This is a genomic window from Anabaenopsis sp. FSS-46, from assembly GCF_029891665.1.
Taxonomy (GTDB): Bacteria; Cyanobacteriota; Cyanobacteriia; order Cyanobacteriales; family Nostocaceae; genus Anabaenopsis; species Anabaenopsis arnoldii.
Window position 1 is genome coordinate 1 of the sequence record NZ_JANQDG010000153.1, and the last position, 19,954, is coordinate 19,954.

A 19,954-nucleotide genomic window follows, 5' to 3' on the forward strand; every position below is an offset into this window, starting at 1 on the left:
AGGCCAGTTACCGAAAAAGTCAAGATAGGCAAATTGGATATACCGATCGCTTTGGGGGTCGTTGTCAAAGTCGTTATTATCAGCTTGGTCGACTACCGGAGAGAATACACTGGTGTTAAAGAAGTTTTCTACACCTTGGAACCTCAGTTCACTAGAATTATAGTGCAACCGCAGACTAATACCAGTGAGGGTATTATCACCTGTTGAGGTATTATACAACAAGGGCAAGGTAAAATTAGAACCCGGTAGAGCATTTTGTTCATCGAGCGATGAAATTATTTGTTGTGACATAGTATGCACCTGTTAACATTAATGAAAAATTATTACCCTGGGAATTTTCGTATATTCTACCCCTTAGAGGCTGTTTAGAAAATATTAAACAACTCAATGCCTGTGACGTGAAGGTTACCACCCCGTGGGTATTTCACGATCACAAAAATTATACAACAGGTAGATACACAAGGCAACCAATGACTTCTGTCATGGTCAAAACCTGACCCTTGTTGGTAGGATGGATATTCAGAGCAATCGCTCTGAGAACTGAGAGATTTACCGGAGCATTCCCCAGATGGATGGTGGAATTATCTTCCTTGAAAACCGCATCTTTCTCGTTAACCCACTGGTGGTTTTACCAGGGTATCCTCACGTTTCCGTCCCCTTGCGGGGAAATGGTTATGAAAAACTTGATTACTGATTACTGATAGCTGAATACTTAACCTTTTATTGATACAATATCGAGAGTGATAATATATCTCAAGTATGAGTAATAATAAATTCTTGGAAAATACGGAAGTGAAAATGCAAAGTCAGTCCACAATAGAGAAGGATGCTGTACAAAAGCATTTCCCCTTGACTACGGTGGGTGCGCTGGTGGTTAACTCGCGTGGAGATGTGCTAATCGTCAAAACAACCAAATGGCGGGGTACTTGGGGTGTACCTGGGGGAAAAGTTGATTGGGGGGAAACTCTAGAAGCAGCTTTGATCAGAGAGTTTAGGGAAGAAGTAGGCTTAGATTTGTCTGATATCCGCTTTGGTTTTTTGCAAGAAGCAGTGCTTGATTCCCAGTTCTATAAGTCTGCTCATTTTATTATGGTTAACTACTATGCTTTTTCTGCTAGTGAAACAATTATACCTAATGAGGAAATTGTGGAATGGGCGTGGGTAACTCCGCAACAAGCGCAAAAATATCCTCTCAATACTTATACTCAAGTTTTGATTGAAGACTATCTGCAAAATAACATTAGTAAATATTATCATCAGTAAATTCTCAAATGTTGAAAAAAGCATTGATAACAGGATCATCAACAGGAATAGGTAAGGCGATCGCCCTCGATTTAGCAAGTAAAGGATTTGACATAGCAATTCACTATAATCGCAGTGCAGAGGCCGCAAATAAAGCCAGTCATGAAGCAGCTAATTATGGTGTAAATTCCATTGTTTTACAAGCGGATATCACTAATACCGATCAAGCTGAATCATTGGTAAAACAAGCATCTGAAGGATTAGGTGGTTTATCTGTGGTAGTAAATAATGTAGGTAACTACATAGACAGAATTACCAGTGAATGGTCTGTGGAAGAGTGGCACGAAATTATTAACTCTAATCTCAATGCTACCTTTTATGTTACTAAAGCAGCCCTACCTCACCTCAAAGCGGCTCAAGGTGCGCGGATAGTTAACTTTGCTTGTGCTAACGCCCAACAGATTCTTGCCCGTGACACTAACACACCTTACATAATTGCTAAAACTGGCATTATTATCTATTCCAAATCCTTAGCTAAGGAATTAATTACAGATAAAATCACAGTGAATGTAGTATCACCAGGAATAGCAGAAAATTCCTTTGATTTAGAGGAATCAATTCCCCAACTACCTACAAAACGACCTGCTACTTTACAAGAACTAGCCCATGCAGCTTGGTTTTTTATTAGCCCAGAATCTGAATATATTACAGGACAGATATTAGAAGTTTCAGGAGGATGGAAATTGTAATTTATCAGTGAACAGTAAACAGTAAACAGTAAAAAAGGATCAGAAATATGTTGACCATTGAAGATATTTATGAAATACATGAAAAGTATAATGATGCTCTCAAAGTAAAAGTAGAAGAATTTACCCTGGGAGAAAAGCAATTTAATTTCAATTCTGAATCAGCAATTTTAGGAGTTATTAACCTTTCCAATGATTCTTGGTACAGAGAAAGCGTGTGCTTAAATTCTGATCAGGCTATTCGCAGGGGATTAGTATTAAAAGCTCAAGGTGCTGATATTATAGATATTGGTGCAGAATCTACCTTAGAAAAAGCAGAAAGAGTTGAAGATATTCGCCAAAATTCGCAAATTTTACCGGTGTTAAAATCTCTTAACCAAGAAGGGGTTTTAACTTCAATTGAAACCTATTATCCCCAAGTGGCCAGAGAATGTTTACAAGCTGGTGCTAATGTCATTAACTTAACTGGTTCTTTTGATAGTGAAAAAATCTACCAAGCTATAGCTGAATTTGATGCTGGGGTGATTATTTGTTATGTCCAAGGTAAGAATGTGAGAGAAGTAGGTGATTTTGATTTCGGTGATGATCCAACCCAATTAATGTATGAATATTTTGCCAATGAAATAGAAATTGCTACTAAATTGGGTGTGAGAAAGATTTTTGTCGATGCTGGTTTAGGGTTTTATTATAAAAATCTGCAAGACAGTTCCTTGAGAATTAAATATCAAATGAAAACTTTTTTGACTACTTTTAGATTGAGAAAGTTAGGTTTTCCCGTGTGTCATGCGTTACCTCACGCTTTTGAATATTTTGGGGAAGAAGTCAGAACAGCGGAATCATTTTTTGCAGTGTTAGCAGCACTAGGGAAGACTGATTTATTTAGAACCCATGAAGTACCTAAAGTGAAAGCAGTGTTAGACACTCTCCATTCATTTTAATTATCCTAGTAGATAGAAATCCAGGGTGCAATAGGAAAATGGCCTCAACACCAGGTAATGAATCTTTACCAGAAACTTGGATCATTGGTAAAGAATTTAGATTTGAAGCGGCTCACAAATTACCCAATCATGATGGTAAATGTGCGAGATTGCATGGTCACTCTTGGCGTGGAGTTGTTTATGTTAGTGGTAATAAGTTAATTGATTCAGATTGTAAACAGGGGATGATTATGGATTATGCTGATATTTCCAAATACATAAAACCTCTGCTGGAAAATTACTTAGACCACTATTATTTAAATGAAAGTACGGGTTTAAATAATCCTACCAGTGAGGCGATCGCCAAATGGATTTATGAACAGCTTAAACCCCAAATTCCCGGACTGGTAGCCATCAGAATTGATGAAACTTGTACAAGTCAATGTATTTACTCTCCAGAAAAAATTAATTTTTTGAGTCTTTGAAATCACGAGCAATAAAACTGTTTGTGTGATTGGTGGTGGTGCTTCTGGAATGTCTTGTACCCTGTGGTTAAAACATCTGGGGTTTTCTCCCATTTTGATAGAAAAAAGTGAAAAATTAGGAGGTCAGCAAAAGTTAAGTTACTTTCAAAATGTCTGGTATTTGGGAATACCTGGACACACTGGATATGAACTTTTTGCATTCACAAATAAAAAATATCACTAAAGTGGGAAATCATTTCAAAATTGTCACTGATGAAAATGAAATTACAGCACAATATATAGTTATTGCCACTGGTCAGCGAGTGAAAGAATTTGAAGCTATAGAAGCCATTCCAGGAAGTGAATATCTTATTGCTTCTCAGCGTGTTTGTTTTAATCCAGGTGCTCTAACAGTTGAGAAATGGTTTCTTTTGTGACAGGTTCTATCCACTCGGGTGCAATTTCCGCTAATGGAACTAATACAAAAGCCCTTTCTCTCATGCGTGGATGGGGAATTTGTAAATCGGGTGTTTCTAAAATTAAATCATTAAATAGGATTACATCCAGGTCTAAAGTTCTTGGTCCCCAACGTTCTTTGCGAACCCGACCAAATTCTTGTTCAATTTCTTGAAGAGTCTTTAACAATTGTTCTGGAGTAAGTTGTACTTCCAAAATAGCGCAACCATTGAGATAATCAGGTTGTTCTGGTCCACCGACAGGAGCCGTTTTGTACCAACTAGAAATGGCTTTGATAGTAACACCTGGGATTTTTTCTAGGCTTTTGATCGCGCCTTCTAAAATAGCTTGGGATTCGCCAATATTACTACCAAGAGCGATCGCACTCAATGAAGTTGTTCTAGTATTTATTTGCTCGGAGTTCTCAACCATAAACCTAAATTTTGTAGACCGACTATTTTTGACTGACATCAGCAATGAAATCATTAATATCTATCCTATCAGCTTTTGTCACCAAAATTTATGGATATAAAGATCCAAATTTCGATTACTATATAATTTATCAACTCAACTAGCCTATTTGCTCAAAATCAAGGAATCTTTTATTATGTCTACCAGTTCTCAGAGGGTGTTTGAAAACGTATATGTCCATTCCAGTCAATTCCCTAACCAAGTATACCAAGATTATTTAAACGGGTTTTTCTTAAAAAAAATCAACCATAAATTCCATTATGACAGCGTTAAACAAAGTCAGAAATGGTTAAAAATACATGAAAGCTATTCTCCCGCTAGAACCAGTGATGATTGTGTAAATGCTTATGCAAAATGTTTTCAAAAAACTGCTGATTTTATAGATATTAATTCACATATACAATTAATCGGTTTAGGTTGTGGCAGCGGTGAAAAAGATAAACTTTTAGTTTCTTATCTGGAGCATAAAGAACGAGCAATAATTTATTATCCAGTAGATGTGAGTTTATCTCTTTCTGTAATTTCTGCTCAAAAAGTGAGAGAGTCTTATCCTCAAGTTTCTGTACAACCGGTTGTTTGTGATTTACTTCATGCAGATGATCTAATTCAAGAACTTGGTGAACAAGGAAATGGATACACAAAAATCATTACATTTTTCGGCATGACTCCTAATTTTACTCCTGATGAATTTTTACCTCTTTTAAATAATTTTCTCCAATCAGGAGATATTTTATTGATGAGTGCGAATTTGTCACCCGGAGATGATTACTTAGGAGGAGTTCAGCAAATTTTACCCCAATATGATAATGATTTAACTAAAGATTGGCTGATCACTGTTTTAGCTGATGCAGGGATAAATCAGGAGCATGGAACTATTAAATTTTCCATAGAAGATGATGTAAATTATCCAAGTTTAAAAAGGGTAAATGCTAGATTTGAAGTAGATAGTGATATCTCTTTTAAATTGGAAGGTCAAGTAATTGAATGGCACAGTGGCGATAAAGTGCAATTGTTTTTCTCCTATCGTTACACTACTGCGAAAATGCAAGCAATCCTACAAGAATATAATATTAAAGTCTTGGATTATTGGGAAGGTGCAGATCAACAAGAAGGAGTTTATTTCTGTCAAAAGATTTAAGTGTTCAGATCCCCGAATTTTGGGATCAGGATATTAAAATAAGTCGGGGATTTTATCACTATCAATTCAAGATTAAGTGATGGCTTTAGGTATGGGACTTACTTCTAGTAAGTTCAATCCGAATGTTACCATCAAAATCGGGAATAGGTGCAGCAGGTTTGATGAGAATAACTTGTACTTGGGTAGCAAGATCACTATTTTTGAGAATAGTATCAGCGATCGCACCTGCTGTCCTTTCCAGTAAATCAAATTTAGATGTTTTTACTAAATTCTGGACTGAACTAATCACGCTACGATAATCTAGAGTATCTTCAATAGCATCAGTTTCAGCAGCTTTAGAAAGATCCACCCATATTTTTAAATCCACCTCAAACCATTGCCCTAATACCTTTTCTTCTGGTAAATAGCCAATATAGCCGTAGCAGCGAATCCCTGTTAAATGAATACAGTCCATAAAAGTTTGAACATTAATTTTGCATTTTAGATCTTAAATTGAATATTCCACATAAAATCTAAAATTGACAATTTCTTGCCTGGAAATTTGTCTTACACGGGTTTTGCGGTAATTACAACGTGCAAGTATAGCTTTTTTAGTTGCTAAATTTAAAAGCTGATATGGCTATTTTAGCAGCAAAACACCAAGGAGTCAAGTCATTAATCACTTTACTCTTATTCATAAACCCTTACTCAATCTAATTCCTCCCACCTCCCGGCGACAAACTTTCAAGCTGCTTTACATTCTGTAACATTGTGCCGAAACCTGGCAAAAACAACACTTTCAGCACTTGTATTCCTGCAAAATTCAGACACTGAACTTTACAAAATTAAATAATCCGGCGGTTCATAAGGTGGTGAACTTCCATAGACTCGCGTTTGCTGCTTGGCTGTACTATCCAATAGGTAAATAAATCCGCAAATCAACATCACGTGTTTGTTCAATAATCAAATAAGCTGTTGTGCAACTGATGTAAAGCGTACTAGGATAGCTATCTTCTTCGTTTGAAAAAACGCATTCAATCATCTATTTTAAGAAATTTTCTATTTCTTCATCTGTAAAACCAAATTGTCTAAAAATTCGTAAAACATAAGCAGGGGACATTTCTTTTGCACCTATATCGATAGGAACGATTCGACGTTCATTATACAATACTCTATAATATAAACGATGATCACCTTTTCCTTCTCGATAAAATTGACAGCCTCCTTTTTCCAGAATTTTGATTAGTGCTTTGGGTTTAAGAGAAGGAATATTTTTAGGCATAAACTTTTCTGAGTTCGTAAGTTTCGGGAGTTTCAGAATCTCCCACACTTAAAAATTCATGAAGTTCGTCTATAGGAATAGGACTGGTATAGATATTGGCTTGATCATGATAAATCTCCCAAAAAGATTCAATCGCTTCTTTTAGTTTATCAATAGCTTTTTCCTGAGTTTCTCCTTGTCCAACTAATCCATTTTCAAGACATAATGAAACCCAGTAATCTGCACTTTTTTTCAGAATAACAGTATAAAAGTTCATGGTGCTTGTTCCGTTGGAATTTTAATCGGATATTAGAATTTGCTCCAGCTTAATTTTAACACAAAACCAACCCAACAAACTGCCTTACCTCAATCTTTTAAATTAACGTCTTTGGATCATTTGATCAATAGACAATAAATAAGGCGCATTATACTTTGTTAATACACCCAACAAGAAAAGCGATCGCAAATTATCTAAAATTCCTCCCTTTTTAAGGGGGGATATTCTCACAGGGGTAGGTTTTTAATATTAACTGTGAAGGCAAGACCACCGAAGACAAGGAGGTATTGTAGACAAGGAAGATTTTCTACAAAAAATGGTCTGTTGAGCGTCAGTTTTTGTGACCAATTGTACATTAACGGGTTTCCTCAATTGTCCACTATCCTTCCTTGTCCCCCAAGTCTTGCCCTGAGGACAATGTAAAAAACCTACCCTTGTAATGGGGTTAGGGGGGATCAAATCCTATTAAATAAATCATAGAAAATTGACTCTTGACAAAATTCAGCCAATGTGTTAAGAATTATAGTTTGTGCAAACTATAATCTGATAATATAATCTCTTGGCTAACGTAATTGTCATAGGTGCCCAATGGGGCGACGAAGGAAAAGGTAAAATCACAGACTTACTCAGCCGCTCCGCAGATGTGGTAGTACGTTACCAAGGGGGAGTGAACGCTGGACACACAATAGTGGTGGAAGGTCAGACATTTAAGCTGCACTTAATCCCCTCTGGTATTTTGTATCCCAATACGGAATGTATTATTGGCTGTGGAACGGTGATAGATCCACAGGTGTTGATAGCAGAATTGGATAAACTGGAAAAATTAAATATTTCTGCTGCCAATCTGTTAATATCAGAAACAGCCCATGTAACAATGCCCTATCATCGGGTAATTGACCAGGCATCAGAGGAGCGGCGAGGAAGTTATAAAATCGGCACGACGGGGAGAGGGATTGGCCCGACCTATGCGGATAAATCCGAGCGTACAGGGATTAGGATGTTAGACTTGATGAACCCGGAAGCCCTACGGGAGAAGTTGGAATGGACGATTAATTATAAAAACGTTATTTTAGAAAAACTTTACAATCTACCACCCCTAGACCCCCAAGCAGTAATTGAGGAATATATGGGTTATGCCGATCGCTTACGGCCTTATGTGGTGGATACATCCCTAAAAATATATGATTCAATTTTGCGTCGCCGCAATATCCTGTTTGAAGGGGCACAAGGAACCCTGCTAGATTTAGATCACGGGACTTATCCCTATGTGACTTCCTCTAACCCGGTAGCAGGTGGGGCTTGCGTAGGAGCGGGGGTAGGGCCGACAATGATAGACAGGGTAATTGGTGTGTCTAAAGCCTACACGACTAGGGTAGGAGAAGGGCCTTTTCCCACGGAGTTAGATGGAAAAATCGGGGAATTGTTGTGCGATCGCGGAGCGGAATTTGGGACAACGACAGGACGCAAGCGGCGCTGTGGGTGGTTTGATGCGGTGATTGGTCGCTATGCGGTACGAATTAATGGTATGGATTGTATGGCCATTACCAAGCTGGATGTTCTGGATGAACTAGAAGAAATTCAAGTCTGTGTCGCCTATGAAATAGATGGCGATCGCTGTGAAAACTTTCCCACCAGTTCCCGTCGATTTGCGCAATGTCGCCCCATCTATAAAACCCTACCAGGATGGCAAGTATCCACTAAGGAATGTCGTACACTGGAAGACTTACCACCCCAAGCCCTAGACTACCTGAAATTCTTAGCGGAATTGATGGAAGTTCCCATCGCGATCGTCTCCTTAGGAGCTAGTCGCGATCAAACCATTATTGTGGAAGATCCCATACACGGACCTAAACGTGCTTTATTGTACGGTGACGGTACACCCGCTGCTTAATTAAGTAGGGAGTGTAAGACAGATGGGGAGGCCCTTGTTTATATGATCAAGTGCAAATGTCAACAACTGATAACTAATAACTGACAACTTCTATGGCGATTAAAGTCGAATCTCAAAAGCGACCAGAAGGGAGCAAACCTAATGCTTTACGTCGTTCTGGTCTGATACCTGCTAATTTGTACGGTCACAAAGGTACAGAATCAATTTCTTTAGTAGTGGAAGCTAAAACTGTGGAGCGTCTGCTCAAACAAGCTGGTGTAAATAAAACAGAAATTGAACTAAATATCCCTGAACTGGAGTGGACTGGTACAACTGTATTACGAGAAGTGCAATCCCATCCTGCTAAGGGTTTTATTTACCATCTGAGCTTTTTTGCATCCGCTCAAAGTTAATGCTGTGGTGTAAGTTGTAAAAAACACCACTAAAAAATCTCATGATTGCTGATGATACCAGGGTTAAACCCTGGTTTTTTATTGAAAGTGTGAGAACATGGGTTTATGAGTTGGTCTTTGACCTTGTACAATCCCTGCACCTGGGGGATTTATGTGAAATTTTTGTAACTATCCAACCCACGGTTTTTTTATGACACCAGCAAATCTTCCAGTTTTAATTCAGCAGATGTTACAACCGGGATTTTATCCCCACCCAGTCACAGAACCCATAGAACTGATTCAAACTCATATTTCCTATGTACTGCTCACGGGGGATTATGCCTATAAGTTGAAAAAATCCGTCAATTTTGGCTTTTTGGATTTTTCTACCCTAGAAAAACGCAAGCATTTTTGTCAAGAAGAGTTGCGTTTGAATCAACGGGGCGCGGCTGAATTGTATTTAGAAGTATTACCTATAACTGTAGTTGATGGGCAATATCACTTAGAAGGCGCAGGAAAGCCTGTAGAGTACGCCCTAAAAATGCGCCAGTTTCCCCAGGATTTACTCTTGAGTACACTATTTGATCAAGGTAAGTTAACAGAGGCTGACTTAGAGAACCTAGGTAAAGTAGTGGCTGAGTACCACGCTAAATCTACAACAACTAACGATTATATTCGCAGTTTTGGCGAAGTGCCGCAAGTACGGGCGGCAATTGATGAGAATTATCAACAAACAGAAAAGTATATTGGTGGACCCCAGACACAGCAACAGTTTCAGGAAACCAAAAAATATACAGATAATTTTTTCTTAGAACATCCAGAATTATTTACCAGTAGAATTGAAAATAACTACATTCGTGAATGTCATGGCGATTTACACCTGAGAAATATTGCTTTATGGCATGATCAGATGGTTCTGTTTGACTGCATTGAATTTAACGAGCCGTTTCGCTTTGTGGATGTGATGTATGATGTGGCGTTTACGGTCATGGATTTGGAGGCGCGAAACAGCCCTAATTTAGCTAATGTCTTTTTAAACACCTATGTGGAGCAAACTGGTGATTGGGAAGGATTGCAGTTATTACCTCTGTATTTAAGTCGTCAAGCTTATGTTCGAGCCAAGGTGACTTCATTTTTGTTAGATGACCCCAATATACCAGAAACAGTCAAGGCAGAGGCGGCAAAAACGGCAGCAGCATATTATCGCCAAGCTTGGGAGTATACTAAATCAAAATCAGGAAAACTGATTTTAATGTCTGGGGTGTCAGGTTCTGGGAAGTCTACAACGGCTAAATATTTGGCGCGTAAATTCGAGGCGATTCACATTCGCTCAGATGCGGTGCGTAAACATTTAGGGGGGATTTCTGTTTGGGAGCGTGGTGGGGATGATTTATATACCCCAGAAATGACTCAAAAAACCTATGGCCGGTTGCTGGATCTGGGAATTATCCTGGCTCGCCAAGGGTTTAATGTAATTCTAGATGCTAAATATGATAAACAAAACCTCCGACAAAATGCCATCGGGGAAGCGGAAAAATACCAAATTCCCCTGGAGATTATATACTGCACTGCACCTTTAGCAGTTGTGCAAGAGCGTCTGGCTCAACGTACTGGGGATATTGCTGATGCTACTGTAGATTTATTAACATCGCAGCTAGAGCAGGCGGAAGCATTTACCAGGGAGGAAATGCCCTATGTGCAGATTTGGGATACCACTGCATCACCACAGGCATAATTAAAATCAGTAGTTTACAGTGTTTGTAAGTCTATGGCAACTAAAGGTTTACCGCCTATCTCACCGGAATTCTTTTCTCAACTGATATTTGGGGGATTTTTAATCTTCATATTGCTCATGGCGGGCTTTTCACTACCCCTGAGTATCTTTTTGGGGATTATTGCTGGTTTTGTGTTGGGTTGGTTCACAAGTTCTACTAAAAATAGCCCCCGGGAACCTGCTATACCCTCCTCTGATGGTATTGACGCGGGACTAAAATATTGGTTGTTTTTCTTGGTGGGGTTTGTGTTGTTGGGGTATTCTGCACCCGCTGGGATCTTCCTAGGTGCAATGGCCGCTCTGGGTGGGGGTTGGATGACTGCTTGGTGGGGTTGTAAGGAGCCTATGAATACTCAGCTACCTATGGAGGTTTTAGATGTTGATGTGAATGAAGGCCCCAGGGAGAGAATTACTAAACAGCAAACTAGAAAAGTCTCCCGTCGTTATCGTCGGACTTCTGGAAGTTTCAATTTCCGGTTTTGGGAAAAATGAGGGAATATGTTTTTAGAGAGGGCAGGTAGGATACCCACCCCACAAGATTTATGATCTGAAGCTGTGTATTTTATTTATTTGAAACGTGCTGTATCTGTCTAAGTTACTACCACTGTTTTTTTATCCCCTGGGACTGGTTACTATTGGTTTAATGGTGGCATTGGTGACCCTATGGAAACGTCCCCGCGCGGCCGCTATGGCGATTGCTTTGGCTTTAATTATATTGCTGGTTTCTAGTAATGCTTGGGTGGCTAAGTCTGTGGTGCGATCGCTAGAATGGCAATATCTCCCCACAAGTCCAGTACCCACCGCTCAAGCAATTGTAGTTTTAGGTGGTGCGACTAGCTCCCCTGACCCTCCCAGGGTAACTGTTGATTTGAATGAGGCGGGCGATCGCATTATTTATGCAGCCCAATTATACCGCCAAAACAAAGCCCCCATCATTATTGTCACTGGGGGTCGCATTGACTGGAGTGGTAACAGTTCCCCAGAATCTGTAGATATGGCGGATGTGCTGACATCAATTGGGATCCCATCGGAGGCGATTATTCAAGAACCGGAGGCTCTCAATACATATGAGAATGCTGTGAATGTTCAGCAGATTTTAACAGCACGTGGTATTAGTAAGGTATTGTTAGTTACTTCTGCAATGCATATGCCGCGATCTGTGCAAATTTTCCAACGTCAAGGTATCGATGTGATTCCCGCACCGACTGATTTTCAGGTGAGTAAAAATGAAATGGCAGCCATGACTAGAACCCCCAAAGCTGCTATCCTGAACTTATTGCCTGATGTGGGTAACTTACGGTTATTTACCAGTGCCATCAAAGAATATCTTGGTATTTGGGTCTATGGCTGGCGTGGTTGGCTGTAGGCAGTTAGAATGTTTAGGGAGTTGGTGCTATTATCATGATGTCTGAACATTTACCTTATATTGTGCCATCGCCTCAGTGTGAAGTTGATGCTGACTTTTCGCACTATCACACAACTTACCAATTTTACGCAGAAGTTGAGACTCGTTCAGAGTTTGAGAGTTATTGCGCTTGGTATTACCAAACAGCAGCACAGCATCGTCAAGAGTTAGAGAAAATGCGCGGCGAATTGAATATTTTTCAGTGGTTTCGCCGCTCGTGAGTAATTTAAATTACTTCTAACTCATTTTCACGCAGGTGAGCTTTAAATTTTTTACTAAACTGCACTAGAATCGGTAAGTTAGCGCTGACAGGTCTACCTTTCCATTCAGTAGCAATATTCACGACTTCGCCTTCTGTATCTTTGAGATCAAAAGCCTCACCCCGATGTTCAGGATGATGATAAACTACTACTGACTCTTTAACACGGATGCGATCGCCTACTTTGATCACCACATCTCCACTTGGTTTTTGCTGTTCCATAAGCATCTCCACAGTCACTCCTTACTGAAACTGCTAAAAAAAACTGTTTGTAATATTCACTAATATACAAACAAAGCCTGCCCATGCAGGCTTTAATAGTGATTAGTGAGGGACATTCAGATCATTAAAAATCCGTTTTACTGTTGCTGTGCGCTTTAAATACAAATGTTATTCTACAATAAATAGTTACTAGTTTTCTCAACTGAAAATATATCTTTAACTAGCGGGGTATGTTGTTACCGATAGTGGGGGAACCAAGCCCAGCAGCAGACTGGAAAAACCTATTCCCTAATTTTGGAGGACACACCTAATAAAATTAATCAATATTAATTAAGATTTAGTGGGTTAAGGATACGGTTAAAGTGTAAGTGGATTTGATCCAAGCAATCAATTTAGGTGAATCTAGAGTCTAGAATGGTGCTATGCCTATGCCAAGTTATACCTTAATCTGGCTGTTGGCGGGATCTGTTCTGTGTTTAATGGAACTGTTCTTACCATCGGCTTTTGTGGAATTCATGATGGGAATTAGTGCCTTAATGGTGGCGCTACTGTCTCTAGTGGGTGTGGGTAGTTTAGGGTTGCAAGTTGCAGCTTGGTTATTACTGTCCACAGTTTTGATTGTGCTTTCTCGTGGCTTTTTGCAACCGCGAGGACGCAAATCAAAAATACTGGATACAGTTGTAGCTCAAACCTTAACGGAAATTCCCCCTGGGGAAACCGGACGGGTGCTGTATGAGGGGAATTCTTGGCGCGCACAATGTGACGACGAGCAACTGTACATAGCACCCCATCAAAGAGTTTATGTAGTCAGAAGAGAAGGCACTACTTTGATTGTAATGCCTGATTACCTATTGCGTTGAGTGGGCGCTTGTACAGTTGTTCACACAGACATGGCATGAGAAGTTAGGAGAATCTAAAATATGAATGAATTTTTCTTGCTAGTATTTCTGGCTCTTGGTGGTTCTGCAGTTGCAGGATCTGTAAGAGTCGTGAATCAGGGTAATGAGGTATTAGTAGAACGATTAGGGAGCTATAATAAAAAGCTTGGCCCAGGGCTGAATTTTGTGGTGCCTTTTTTGGATAAAATCGTTTATCAACAAACTATCCGCGAAAAAGTTTTAGATATTCCTCCCCAAAAATGTATTACCCGGGACAATGTGGGGATTGAAGTGGATGCGGTGGTTTACTGGCAGATTGTAGACATGGAAAAGGCATGGTATAAGGTGGAAAACCTGCAAGCAGCCATGACAAATTTAGTACTAACTCAAATTCGCTCGGAAATGGGACAACTGGAGTTAGATAAAACATTTACCGCCCGATCTCAAATTAATGAAATATTATTGCGTGAGTTGGATATTGCCACTGACCCTTGGGGTGTGAAGATTACCCGGGTAGAATTGCGCGATATTGTTCCCTCCCAGACGGTGCGAGAATCAATGGAGCTCCAAATGGCCGCAGAACGGCGGCGACGGGCAGCAATTCTCACTTCCGAGGGGGAACGGGAATCCGCGGTGAATACCGCTAGGGGGAAGGCTGAGGCGCAAATTTTAGACGCTGAAGCTCGTCAAAAATCTACGATTCTCCAAGCGGAAGCGCAACAAAAATCTATTATCTTACAAGCTGAAGCTGAACGCCAGCAACAAGTCCTCAAAGCCCAAGCAACCGCTGAAGCTCTCCAAGTAATCACTAATGCTCTCAATGGTCAACCAGGAGCACAAGAAGCTTTGCAGTTTTTACTAGCTCAAAGTTATTTGGACATGGGGACGAAGATTGGTAGCAGCGACAGTAGTAAGGTGATGTTTATGGACCCCCGCACTATCCCTGCTACTTTGGAGGGGATGCGTTCTATTGTTGCTGATGCTAGTCATCCTTCTTTTGGTGGTCTCAAGAATGAGCAACGTTAGCTTGATTCATTTGGCATTGACTACACAAACCAAAAAATTCTAGTGTGTGGTAAAAGACTTTAAATTTATGCTGGGATTCTAACTGGTCTTCTAAGGGATGAACAGGACATTGATTAATGGGAATTGATAGGCCACACTGCAAACAGGTCAGGTGGTGTTTGTCTTGTTGGGCTAGGTTATACAGGGCTTCACCGTTGGCTAAATTCCTCACCTGTACCATCCCTTCTAGTTTTAAGGCCTCCAGTGAGCGGTAAACTGTTGCTAAACCCATGGTTTGGTTGCGATTACGTAATTCTACGTAAATATCTTGGGCAGAAATTCCTTGTTGGATGCTCTTGAGTAGGCTGAGAATCCGCTCTTGACTGCGGGTGCGTATGGCTCTCATAGACAATTATTTAAATTTACTACTGTAGTGACAGCTGTTAAATTGGCAAGGTTATTCCTTAACTGTAACTGCTTGTTGATTTTATTTTGACTCAGTTGGGACAGAAAGTTATAGTATAGCGATCGCAGCATTTAGCAAAAAGCCTGTGCAAAGGAAGTATCTAGCCAAAATTTTCGTGACCCTTCGCCCTTCAGTGTTAGACCCTGCTGGTGTGGCCGTACAATCTGGTCTGAAGCAACTGGGATACGACAACGTGGAACAGGTGCGGATTGGGAAGTACATTGAACTCACCATCACTTCTACTGAGGAGATCAAGGCGCGTCGAGACCTTGAACGTATCTGTGACCAAATGTTAGCAAATCCAGTGATTGAAAATTATCGCTTTGATTTGATTGAGGTGGAAACACAAACAGGAGTTATTTAGCATCCAGGATGGGGAAACAGGGAAGCATATTAATTTCTCTGTCCCCATTTCTCACTCCCACTACACTAATTAAGAGGAATTAATCACTAAATCATGAAATTTGGGGTTTTGGTTTTTCCGGGTTCTAATTGCGATCGCGATGTTGCTTATGTTACCAGAGATTTGCTGGGGCTGCCTACTCGCATGGTTTGGCATCAAGAAACTGATATCACTGATTTGGATGTAGTTATCATCCCCGGTGGCTTTAGTTACGGTGATTATCTGCGTTGTGGTGCGATCGCCCGCTTCTCCCCTGTGATGCAGCAGGTAATTAACCACGCCCAAGCAGGTAAATTTGTTCTCGGTATCTGTAACGGTTTCCAGGTATTAACTGAAGCTGGTCTGTTACCCGGTGCTTTGACGAGAAATCAAGACTTACATTTTATCTGCGATCGCGCTCCGCTGACCGTTGAGCGTAACGATATTCCTTGGACTCAAGCCTACACTACCAATGAAACTATCACTCTGCCTATTGCCCACGGCGAAGGGCGATTTTATGCTGATAAGTCTACTTTAGCAGCCCTTGAAGATCATAGTCAAGTGGTTTTTCGCTATGCAGGAGACAATCCCAACGGCTCACTCAATAATATCGCCGGGATTTGCAATCGACAAGGCAATGTTTTAGGCATGATGCCTCACCCAGAAAGAGCATCAGATACTTCCCTGGGGTATACTGATGGATTGCGCCTATTTCAAGGCCTATTAGGGAAAATCGCCGCCTGGGTTTAATTTTCTTCCTGTGCTGTGAATTACTCTGAGGAATTAACACTCCCCAATCTTCATCTTATTTTTTTAGTCCTGATTACTGGACTTTTTTTATGGCTGCTTTTGGTTAAGTTTCTACTGTTTCACTGGTCACTATGGGCTATAATTATAATTGTGCTTATTATATCCATAGATATCAATTGCAGATATTTACATACTGAGGTCTTTACGTGAATAAAATTACAATCAATCCTGATTTAGCAAATGTCGATTATACTGACTTACTAACGAAAATCTGCCAAAGCTTACAGAAAAACCAAATCTTCAGAACCAGTAACAATCATCAATGGTTAGTGGTGGATATTAATCAAATAGCCGCTGAAATCGCCACTTCACAAGTGAATAGTCCTTTAGGAAATGCTCAGGGAGTACGTGCTGCTACTCTCAATTTTAGCCCTGGCTCTCAAGATAGATTTCCAGAGCAAATAAGTAACATCACTGAATTAGTTAGATCCAATTTAACATCCTACTTGAGCCAAAATCTATCTTTAGATAGATTGACATTTGTCACACAACTGATTGCAGATTTAAAGACATTTCGCCAACAATCAGGTAAATTTGACCTCGCCTATAATTTCCCACCATCTAACCAATTACAAAAACAGCGATTAACAGTTAGAAATAACGACGGAAAACACACACAACTACTTAAAGCCCATAAAGTTAAAATCTCAGTGGACAAACCCAGTAATTTTACCGCCCACTTATTAGAGGGAATTAATAACTTTATAGATATTAAACTTGATCCTACATCGGAGGAAAAGGATGACCTAGAATATATTTTAGATAACTTAGAGAAAAATGATCAATCAGATATTCACCGCTTAGAAAATCTGGTGAACCAGCAAACATTAGGTAAATTAAAGAAATTAGCCAAAATCAAATATTTAGAATTTCTCTATGAAAATATTGATGACAATGCTAGTCAGAACAACTTGCAAGGTAAAATATATTTACAGGACTTAATCAGAAGATTAAAATTATTAGATGACTATATTAATAATACCAACAAAGCAGACGGGGAATATATAGTTAACTATCAGGGAGTAGAGGTTAATTACCAAAATATGTTTTCTCGGGGAGAAGCATTTGATATGCTTCCCATTATCCCCTTAATTGAGGGTTACCTAGGAGAAACAGAACAGGAAAACCGCGAGAAAGTAGAATTTATTTTTGGTTTAAAGTTGAAATTTGATGGTCAAGTCCAAGCCCATAAAAAAGGGAAAACAGTTTTTGATTATAATCAAAGGATTTTAAACCCAGATAGTGAAGAACATAAAGAAGGGGTTAAAGATGAATCTAGAAAAAAACTCTTTGTAGAAAAGGTGTTAAAGATAGCTTGTTTATATTACTTTTTATTTGCATCTCGTCAAGATCCTAATAATCCCCAGAATGATTTAGAATATAACCCCATTACTAAATGGGAACAATCTGTATTACCAATATTGCAAGGTAGTAATGATGAAGCTAAAAAACGACTATTTAGAAGCATTATTAATGGGTTTGACAAGTTGGAAGTTAAAGAAAAAATCAAAACTCTCAAGGGAGTTTTAACAAATCTGATCAAGCGGAAAACTTCCTTTCCTACCAGAGAATATCCCCTACATATTTCTGTCAAGAATAGTATCTTAGAAGCAGATATTAACACTATTGTTGATAGAGATACATTTTTTAAATCTTTGTTACGGAAGAATCCTAAAGACTGTCTTAAATATATCAACTTGGGGGAAGCAACCACAGATAACAGTTTTCTCGTCAGTCTCCCAGCCAAAATGACTATCAGTGAAATCTACTTTTTTGAGACTGATGACAGAGAAACTTTTCAGATGGAATATGACATAAATATAACAGGTCAGGGTATTGGTGTTTTACCGGTAGTATTTGTACCAGCTAGTGATACCGAGTGCTTCAATTTTTGTCAAAAAAACCTATCAAACCGTAAGTTGGTAATATTTCCCTATCGTCCAGATCCTAAAAAACTAGAACCGGGTAAACTTGAAACCCAGAAACTAGAGTCCCATCAAGAATTTATTTACAAAATTACCTACAGCTTACTAGCTTACATCTGCTTGTATGTCTTATTAGAAGAACAATCAAAGTTATTTATTCCCATTTTAAGGATACACCTTAACAACAAGAAAGATGACCCACCCATAGAAAAATTTATAGTTTCCTTGACCGGTGTATTATCCCATTTATTTAATGAACAATATCGGAGTAATTCCCAGGGAATAGATATTCAGGAGTTTTCGGAAAAGGGTAAATTTAAAACTCCTAATACTTTAGCATCCTTGTATTCTATCTTACCGAAAAAATTCACTTTCCCATCTGGAGATAAATTCCAATTTCAAGAACTAGATAAACTAGCAATGATTATAGTTTCTAGTCGCGGTACTGATAGCAGATGGGGAATGGAAGCGCAAAAATCTAACCTGATGGGGGAAATTATTGATTTCCAAATTCAACCGCAAACTGCGACATTAAGATTATGGAAAACATTTTCCGAAAACTATGATAATCATGAAGATATGTTTTCATATCCTAGTGTGATAGTTGAGAATGTAGATAAACTCTATAAAAAAGGCTACAGACATTTTATTTACATAGCAAAAGTTCCTTACAGCAGCACATTACACATCACTCAAACTAAAAGCGAGGAACTATTTTTTATGTCAGCAAATGTCATTAAGGCTTTGACACAAGAAAGGAGTGATATTAAAATTTATCCGATGTTCTTTGATAAATACTACGCGGTCAAAGTTGAAAACAAAATCAAGTCCACATCATTATATATTCAAGATACTGTAGAACTGACACAGTTAGTAGAAGATAGTAGCAAGAAGTCAATTGTATTTTTCAACTTGTTTAACGGTATCGCAGTTGCTAAAGATACCAACTATAATGGTGTAATGTCTTACGCAACTTTGCTGAATATTTATCAGGGTATACTAGATGACAAGGATATTAGAACCGGACTAATTTATCAGGACAGTCACTTAAAAAGCGAGATTTTGCAATGCTTGACTTTGTTTCATTTCTCCCGTTATCAAAAGCACGAAAAGTCGGGTAAACTTCAAATCAAGTTAGACCCTTATCAAGACCTGATCGGAAATGAGTCTATTGGTAAACTAGCTTTATTAAAATATAGTCGCGGTTCGGGAGAGTTTAACTCTCTAGCTTTTTTAACTTATGTTAGGGATATACTCGCAAGACCCAAATCAAGCTCTTAGTGGATGTTTGATAAGTTTTCAACAGGTAATTTTTATCTTAAAGCCATAGAAAATAAACCTTTGCGTACCTTTGCGCCAACCTTTGCGCCCTTTGCGTTTAACAACAGATAGTAGAGATAAACGAATAGATCACAAATCAGAAGGGGGTTTTATCTCTACCCTAGGGTAGATGACAAACTTACAGTTATTCTAACTTATATCAATTTACATTGAAGCTGCATAAAAAAGAGCTTCGAGAATAAAATCATAAGAAGTCAAGGAAATAACACGTTCTGATGTGATTTGACTGAGAAGTTCGTTGAGGCGAGCGCGAAGTTCATCAAGTGTGTTGAAA

The 19,954-nt window shown here is 39.1% G+C and carries 24 protein-coding genes; 17 read left to right on the top strand and 7 right to left on the bottom strand.

Annotated elements, in window-relative coordinates:
• A partial coding sequence (locus NWP21_RS18535; RefSeq protein ID WP_280793829.1) for a hypothetical protein occupies nt 1–291 on the bottom strand: 291 nt, incomplete at its 3' end.
• 468 nt (nt 292–759) lie between these two features.
• Between NWP21_RS18535 and NWP21_RS18540 the strand changes: the two genes are divergently transcribed.
• From NWP21_RS18540 to NWP21_RS18560, 5 genes are all read left to right on the top strand, one after another.
• Nucleotides 760–1,263: an NUDIX domain-containing protein gene (locus NWP21_RS18540; RefSeq protein WP_280793830.1), complete on the top strand. Its 504-nt coding sequence runs from the start codon at nt 760–762 to the stop codon at nt 1,261–1,263.
• Nucleotides 1,264–1,271: 8 nt separating this feature from the next.
• Nucleotides 1,272–1,991, top strand: coding sequence for a bifunctional dihydropteridine reductase/dihydrofolate reductase TmpR (gene tmpR / locus NWP21_RS18545; RefSeq protein WP_280793831.1), 720 nt, complete (start codon nt 1,272–1,274; stop codon nt 1,989–1,991).
• Between the two features lie 47 nt (nt 1,992–2,038).
• A complete protein-coding gene (locus NWP21_RS18550; protein ID WP_280793832.1) occupies nt 2,039–2,926 on the top strand; it encodes a dihydropteroate synthase in 888 nt (295 codons plus the stop codon).
• A 38-nt stretch (nt 2,927–2,964) separates the two neighbouring features.
• The gene (queD, locus tag NWP21_RS18555; RefSeq protein ID WP_280793833.1) at nt 2,965–3,390 is read left to right on the top strand and encodes a 6-carboxytetrahydropterin synthase QueD; all 426 of its coding nucleotides are present in this window, start codon (nt 2,965–2,967) and stop codon (nt 3,388–3,390) included.
• A gap of 149 nt (nt 3,391–3,539) precedes the next feature.
• Nucleotides 3,540–3,806, top strand: coding sequence for a hypothetical protein (locus NWP21_RS18560; RefSeq protein ID WP_280793834.1), 267 nt, complete (start codon nt 3,540–3,542; stop codon nt 3,804–3,806).
• Here NWP21_RS18560 and folK read toward each other — a convergent pair.
• A complete protein-coding gene (folK, locus tag NWP21_RS18565; protein WP_280793835.1) occupies nt 3,763–4,257 on the bottom strand; it encodes a 2-amino-4-hydroxy-6-hydroxymethyldihydropteridine diphosphokinase in 495 nt (164 codons plus the stop codon). The genes NWP21_RS18560 and folK overlap by 44 nt on opposite strands.
• 175 nt (nt 4,258–4,432) lie before the next feature.
• Here folK and NWP21_RS18570 point away from each other — a divergent pair, with 175 nt between their 5' ends.
• Nucleotides 4,433–5,434, top strand: coding sequence for an L-histidine N(alpha)-methyltransferase (locus NWP21_RS18570; RefSeq protein WP_280793836.1), 1,002 nt, complete (start codon nt 4,433–4,435; stop codon nt 5,432–5,434).
• An 85-nt stretch (nt 5,435–5,519) separates the two neighbouring features.
• Here the strand turns inward: NWP21_RS18570 and folB are convergent, their stop codons facing one another.
• The 3 genes from folB to NWP21_RS18585 all read right to left on the bottom strand — a co-directional run bounded on the left by folB (nt 5,520) and on the right by NWP21_RS18585 (nt 6,951).
• Nucleotides 5,520–5,888 (bottom strand): dihydroneopterin aldolase, encoded by a 369-nt coding sequence (gene folB, locus NWP21_RS18575; protein ID WP_280793837.1) that lies wholly within the window; start codon nt 5,886–5,888, stop codon nt 5,520–5,522.
• Nucleotides 5,889–6,455: 567 nt separating this feature from the next.
• Nucleotides 6,456–6,695 carry a type II toxin-antitoxin system HicA family toxin gene (locus NWP21_RS18580; protein WP_280793838.1) on the bottom strand — a complete coding sequence of 80 codons (240 nt, stop codon included), beginning with the start codon at nt 6,693–6,695 and terminating at the stop codon, nt 6,456–6,458.
• Nucleotides 6,688–6,951, bottom strand: a complete 264-nt coding sequence (locus NWP21_RS18585) for a type II toxin-antitoxin system HicB family antitoxin (protein ID WP_280793839.1) — start codon at nt 6,949–6,951, stop codon at nt 6,688–6,690. The genes NWP21_RS18580 and NWP21_RS18585 overlap by 8 nt, the downstream gene beginning before the upstream one ends.
• A gap of 559 nt (nt 6,952–7,510) precedes the next feature.
• On the opposite strand from NWP21_RS18585, the gene NWP21_RS18590 reads away from it, so the two are divergent.
• From NWP21_RS18590 to NWP21_RS18615, 6 genes are all read left to right on the top strand, one after another.
• Nucleotides 7,511–8,842: an adenylosuccinate synthase gene (locus NWP21_RS18590; protein WP_271734171.1), complete on the top strand. Its 1,332-nt coding sequence runs from the start codon at nt 7,511–7,513 to the stop codon at nt 8,840–8,842.
• Between the two features lie 92 nt (nt 8,843–8,934).
• A complete protein-coding gene (rplY, locus tag NWP21_RS18595) occupies nt 8,935–9,234 on the top strand; it encodes a 50S ribosomal protein L25 (protein ID WP_271734170.1) in 300 nt (99 codons plus the stop codon).
• Nucleotides 9,235–9,424: 190 nt separating this feature from the next.
• A complete protein-coding gene (locus NWP21_RS18600; RefSeq protein WP_280793840.1) occupies nt 9,425–10,948 on the top strand; it encodes an AAA family ATPase in 1,524 nt (507 codons plus the stop codon).
• A gap of 33 nt (nt 10,949–10,981) precedes the next feature.
• Complete coding sequence (locus NWP21_RS18605; RefSeq protein WP_271734168.1) at nt 10,982–11,479, top strand: hypothetical protein; 498 nt, start codon at nt 10,982–10,984, stop codon at nt 11,477–11,479.
• 85 nt (nt 11,480–11,564) lie between these two features.
• Nucleotides 11,565–12,353: a YdcF family protein gene (locus NWP21_RS18610; protein WP_280793841.1), complete on the top strand. Its 789-nt coding sequence runs from the start codon at nt 11,565–11,567 to the stop codon at nt 12,351–12,353.
• A gap of 38 nt (nt 12,354–12,391) precedes the next feature.
• The gene (locus tag NWP21_RS18615) at nt 12,392–12,613 is read left to right on the top strand and encodes a hypothetical protein (RefSeq protein WP_280793850.1); all 222 of its coding nucleotides are present in this window, start codon (nt 12,392–12,394) and stop codon (nt 12,611–12,613) included.
• A gap of 5 nt (nt 12,614–12,618) precedes the next feature.
• On the opposite strand, the gene NWP21_RS18620 is transcribed toward NWP21_RS18615, so the two are convergent.
• A complete protein-coding gene (locus NWP21_RS18620) occupies nt 12,619–12,891 on the bottom strand; it encodes a ferredoxin-thioredoxin reductase variable chain (RefSeq protein WP_280793842.1) in 273 nt (90 codons plus the stop codon).
• Between the two features lie 410 nt (nt 12,892–13,301).
• On the opposite strand from NWP21_RS18620, the gene NWP21_RS18625 reads away from it, so the two are divergent.
• Together NWP21_RS18625 and NWP21_RS18630 are read left to right on the top strand one after the other, a co-directional pair.
• On the top strand, nt 13,302–13,733 hold the full coding sequence (locus NWP21_RS18625; protein ID WP_280793843.1) for an NfeD family protein: 432 nt from the start codon (nt 13,302–13,304) through the stop codon (nt 13,731–13,733).
• A gap of 60 nt (nt 13,734–13,793) precedes the next feature.
• On the top strand, nt 13,794–14,777 hold the full coding sequence (locus NWP21_RS18630; RefSeq protein WP_280793845.1) for a stomatin-like protein: 984 nt from the start codon (nt 13,794–13,796) through the stop codon (nt 14,775–14,777).
• On the opposite strand, the gene NWP21_RS18635 is transcribed toward NWP21_RS18630, so the two are convergent.
• On the bottom strand, nt 14,758–15,162 hold the full coding sequence (locus NWP21_RS18635) for a Fur family transcriptional regulator (protein WP_280793846.1): 405 nt from the start codon (nt 15,160–15,162) through the stop codon (nt 14,758–14,760). The two genes, NWP21_RS18630 and NWP21_RS18635, sit on opposite strands and share 20 nt — an antisense overlap.
• A gap of 145 nt (nt 15,163–15,307) precedes the next feature.
• Here NWP21_RS18635 and purS point away from each other — a divergent pair, with 145 nt between their 5' ends.
• The 3 genes from purS to NWP21_RS18650 all read left to right on the top strand — a co-directional run bounded on the left by purS (nt 15,308) and on the right by NWP21_RS18650 (nt 19,620).
• Nucleotides 15,308–15,586 carry a phosphoribosylformylglycinamidine synthase subunit PurS gene (gene purS, locus NWP21_RS18640; RefSeq protein ID WP_271733269.1) on the top strand — a complete coding sequence of 93 codons (279 nt, stop codon included), beginning with the start codon at nt 15,308–15,310 and terminating at the stop codon, nt 15,584–15,586.
• Nucleotides 15,587–15,679: 93 nt separating this feature from the next.
• Nucleotides 15,680–16,354 (top strand): phosphoribosylformylglycinamidine synthase subunit PurQ, encoded by a 675-nt coding sequence (purQ, locus tag NWP21_RS18645; RefSeq protein ID WP_280793847.1) that lies wholly within the window; start codon nt 15,680–15,682, stop codon nt 16,352–16,354.
• 206 nt (nt 16,355–16,560) lie between these two features.
• Nucleotides 16,561–19,620 (top strand): hypothetical protein, encoded by a 3,060-nt coding sequence (locus NWP21_RS18650; protein WP_280793849.1) that lies wholly within the window; start codon nt 16,561–16,563, stop codon nt 19,618–19,620.
• The last annotated feature ends 334 nt before the right edge of the window (nt 19,621–19,954 follow it).

Bases quoted from the DNA above. Each gene is read 5' to 3' on its own strand.
- rplY (WP_271734170.1), top strand. From the start codon at position 8,935: ATGGCGATTAAAGTCGAATCTCAAAAGCGACCAGAAGGGAGCAAACCT.
- queD (WP_280793833.1), top strand. From the start codon at position 2,965: ATGGCCTCAACACCAGGTAATGAATCTTTACCAGAAACTTGGATCATT.
- tmpR (WP_280793831.1), top strand. From the start codon at position 1,272: ATGTTGAAAAAAGCATTGATAACAGGATCATCAACAGGAATAGGTAAG.
- NWP21_RS18625 (WP_280793843.1), top strand. From the start codon at position 13,302: ATGCCAAGTTATACCTTAATCTGGCTGTTGGCGGGATCTGTTCTGTGT.
- NWP21_RS18550 (WP_280793832.1), top strand. From the start codon at position 2,039: ATGTTGACCATTGAAGATATTTATGAAATACATGAAAAGTATAATGAT.
- NWP21_RS18615 (WP_280793850.1), top strand. From the start codon at position 12,392: ATGTCTGAACATTTACCTTATATTGTGCCATCGCCTCAGTGTGAAGTT.
- NWP21_RS18635 (WP_280793846.1), bottom strand. From the start codon at position 15,162: ATGAGAGCCATACGCACCCGCAGTCAAGAGCGGATTCTCAGCCTACTC.
- folB (WP_280793837.1), bottom strand. From the start codon at position 5,888: ATGGACTGTATTCATTTAACAGGGATTCGCTGCTACGGCTATATTGGC.
- NWP21_RS18630 (WP_280793845.1), top strand. From the start codon at position 13,794: ATGAATGAATTTTTCTTGCTAGTATTTCTGGCTCTTGGTGGTTCTGCA.
- NWP21_RS18585 (WP_280793839.1), bottom strand. From the start codon at position 6,951: ATGAACTTTTATACTGTTATTCTGAAAAAAAGTGCAGATTACTGGGTT.
- purQ (WP_280793847.1), top strand. From the start codon at position 15,680: ATGAAATTTGGGGTTTTGGTTTTTCCGGGTTCTAATTGCGATCGCGAT.
- NWP21_RS18605 (WP_271734168.1), top strand. From the start codon at position 10,982: ATGGCAACTAAAGGTTTACCGCCTATCTCACCGGAATTCTTTTCTCAA.
- NWP21_RS18570 (WP_280793836.1), top strand. From the start codon at position 4,433: ATGTCTACCAGTTCTCAGAGGGTGTTTGAAAACGTATATGTCCATTCC.
- NWP21_RS18580 (WP_280793838.1), bottom strand. From the start codon at position 6,695: ATGCCTAAAAATATTCCTTCTCTTAAACCCAAAGCACTAATCAAAATT.
- folK (WP_280793835.1), bottom strand. From the start codon at position 4,257: ATGGTTGAGAACTCCGAGCAAATAAATACTAGAACAACTTCATTGAGT.
- NWP21_RS18560 (WP_280793834.1), top strand. From the start codon at position 3,540: ATGTCTGGTATTTGGGAATACCTGGACACACTGGATATGAACTTTTTG.
- NWP21_RS18540 (WP_280793830.1), top strand. From the start codon at position 760: ATGAGTAATAATAAATTCTTGGAAAATACGGAAGTGAAAATGCAAAGT.
- NWP21_RS18600 (WP_280793840.1), top strand. From the start codon at position 9,425: ATGACACCAGCAAATCTTCCAGTTTTAATTCAGCAGATGTTACAACCG.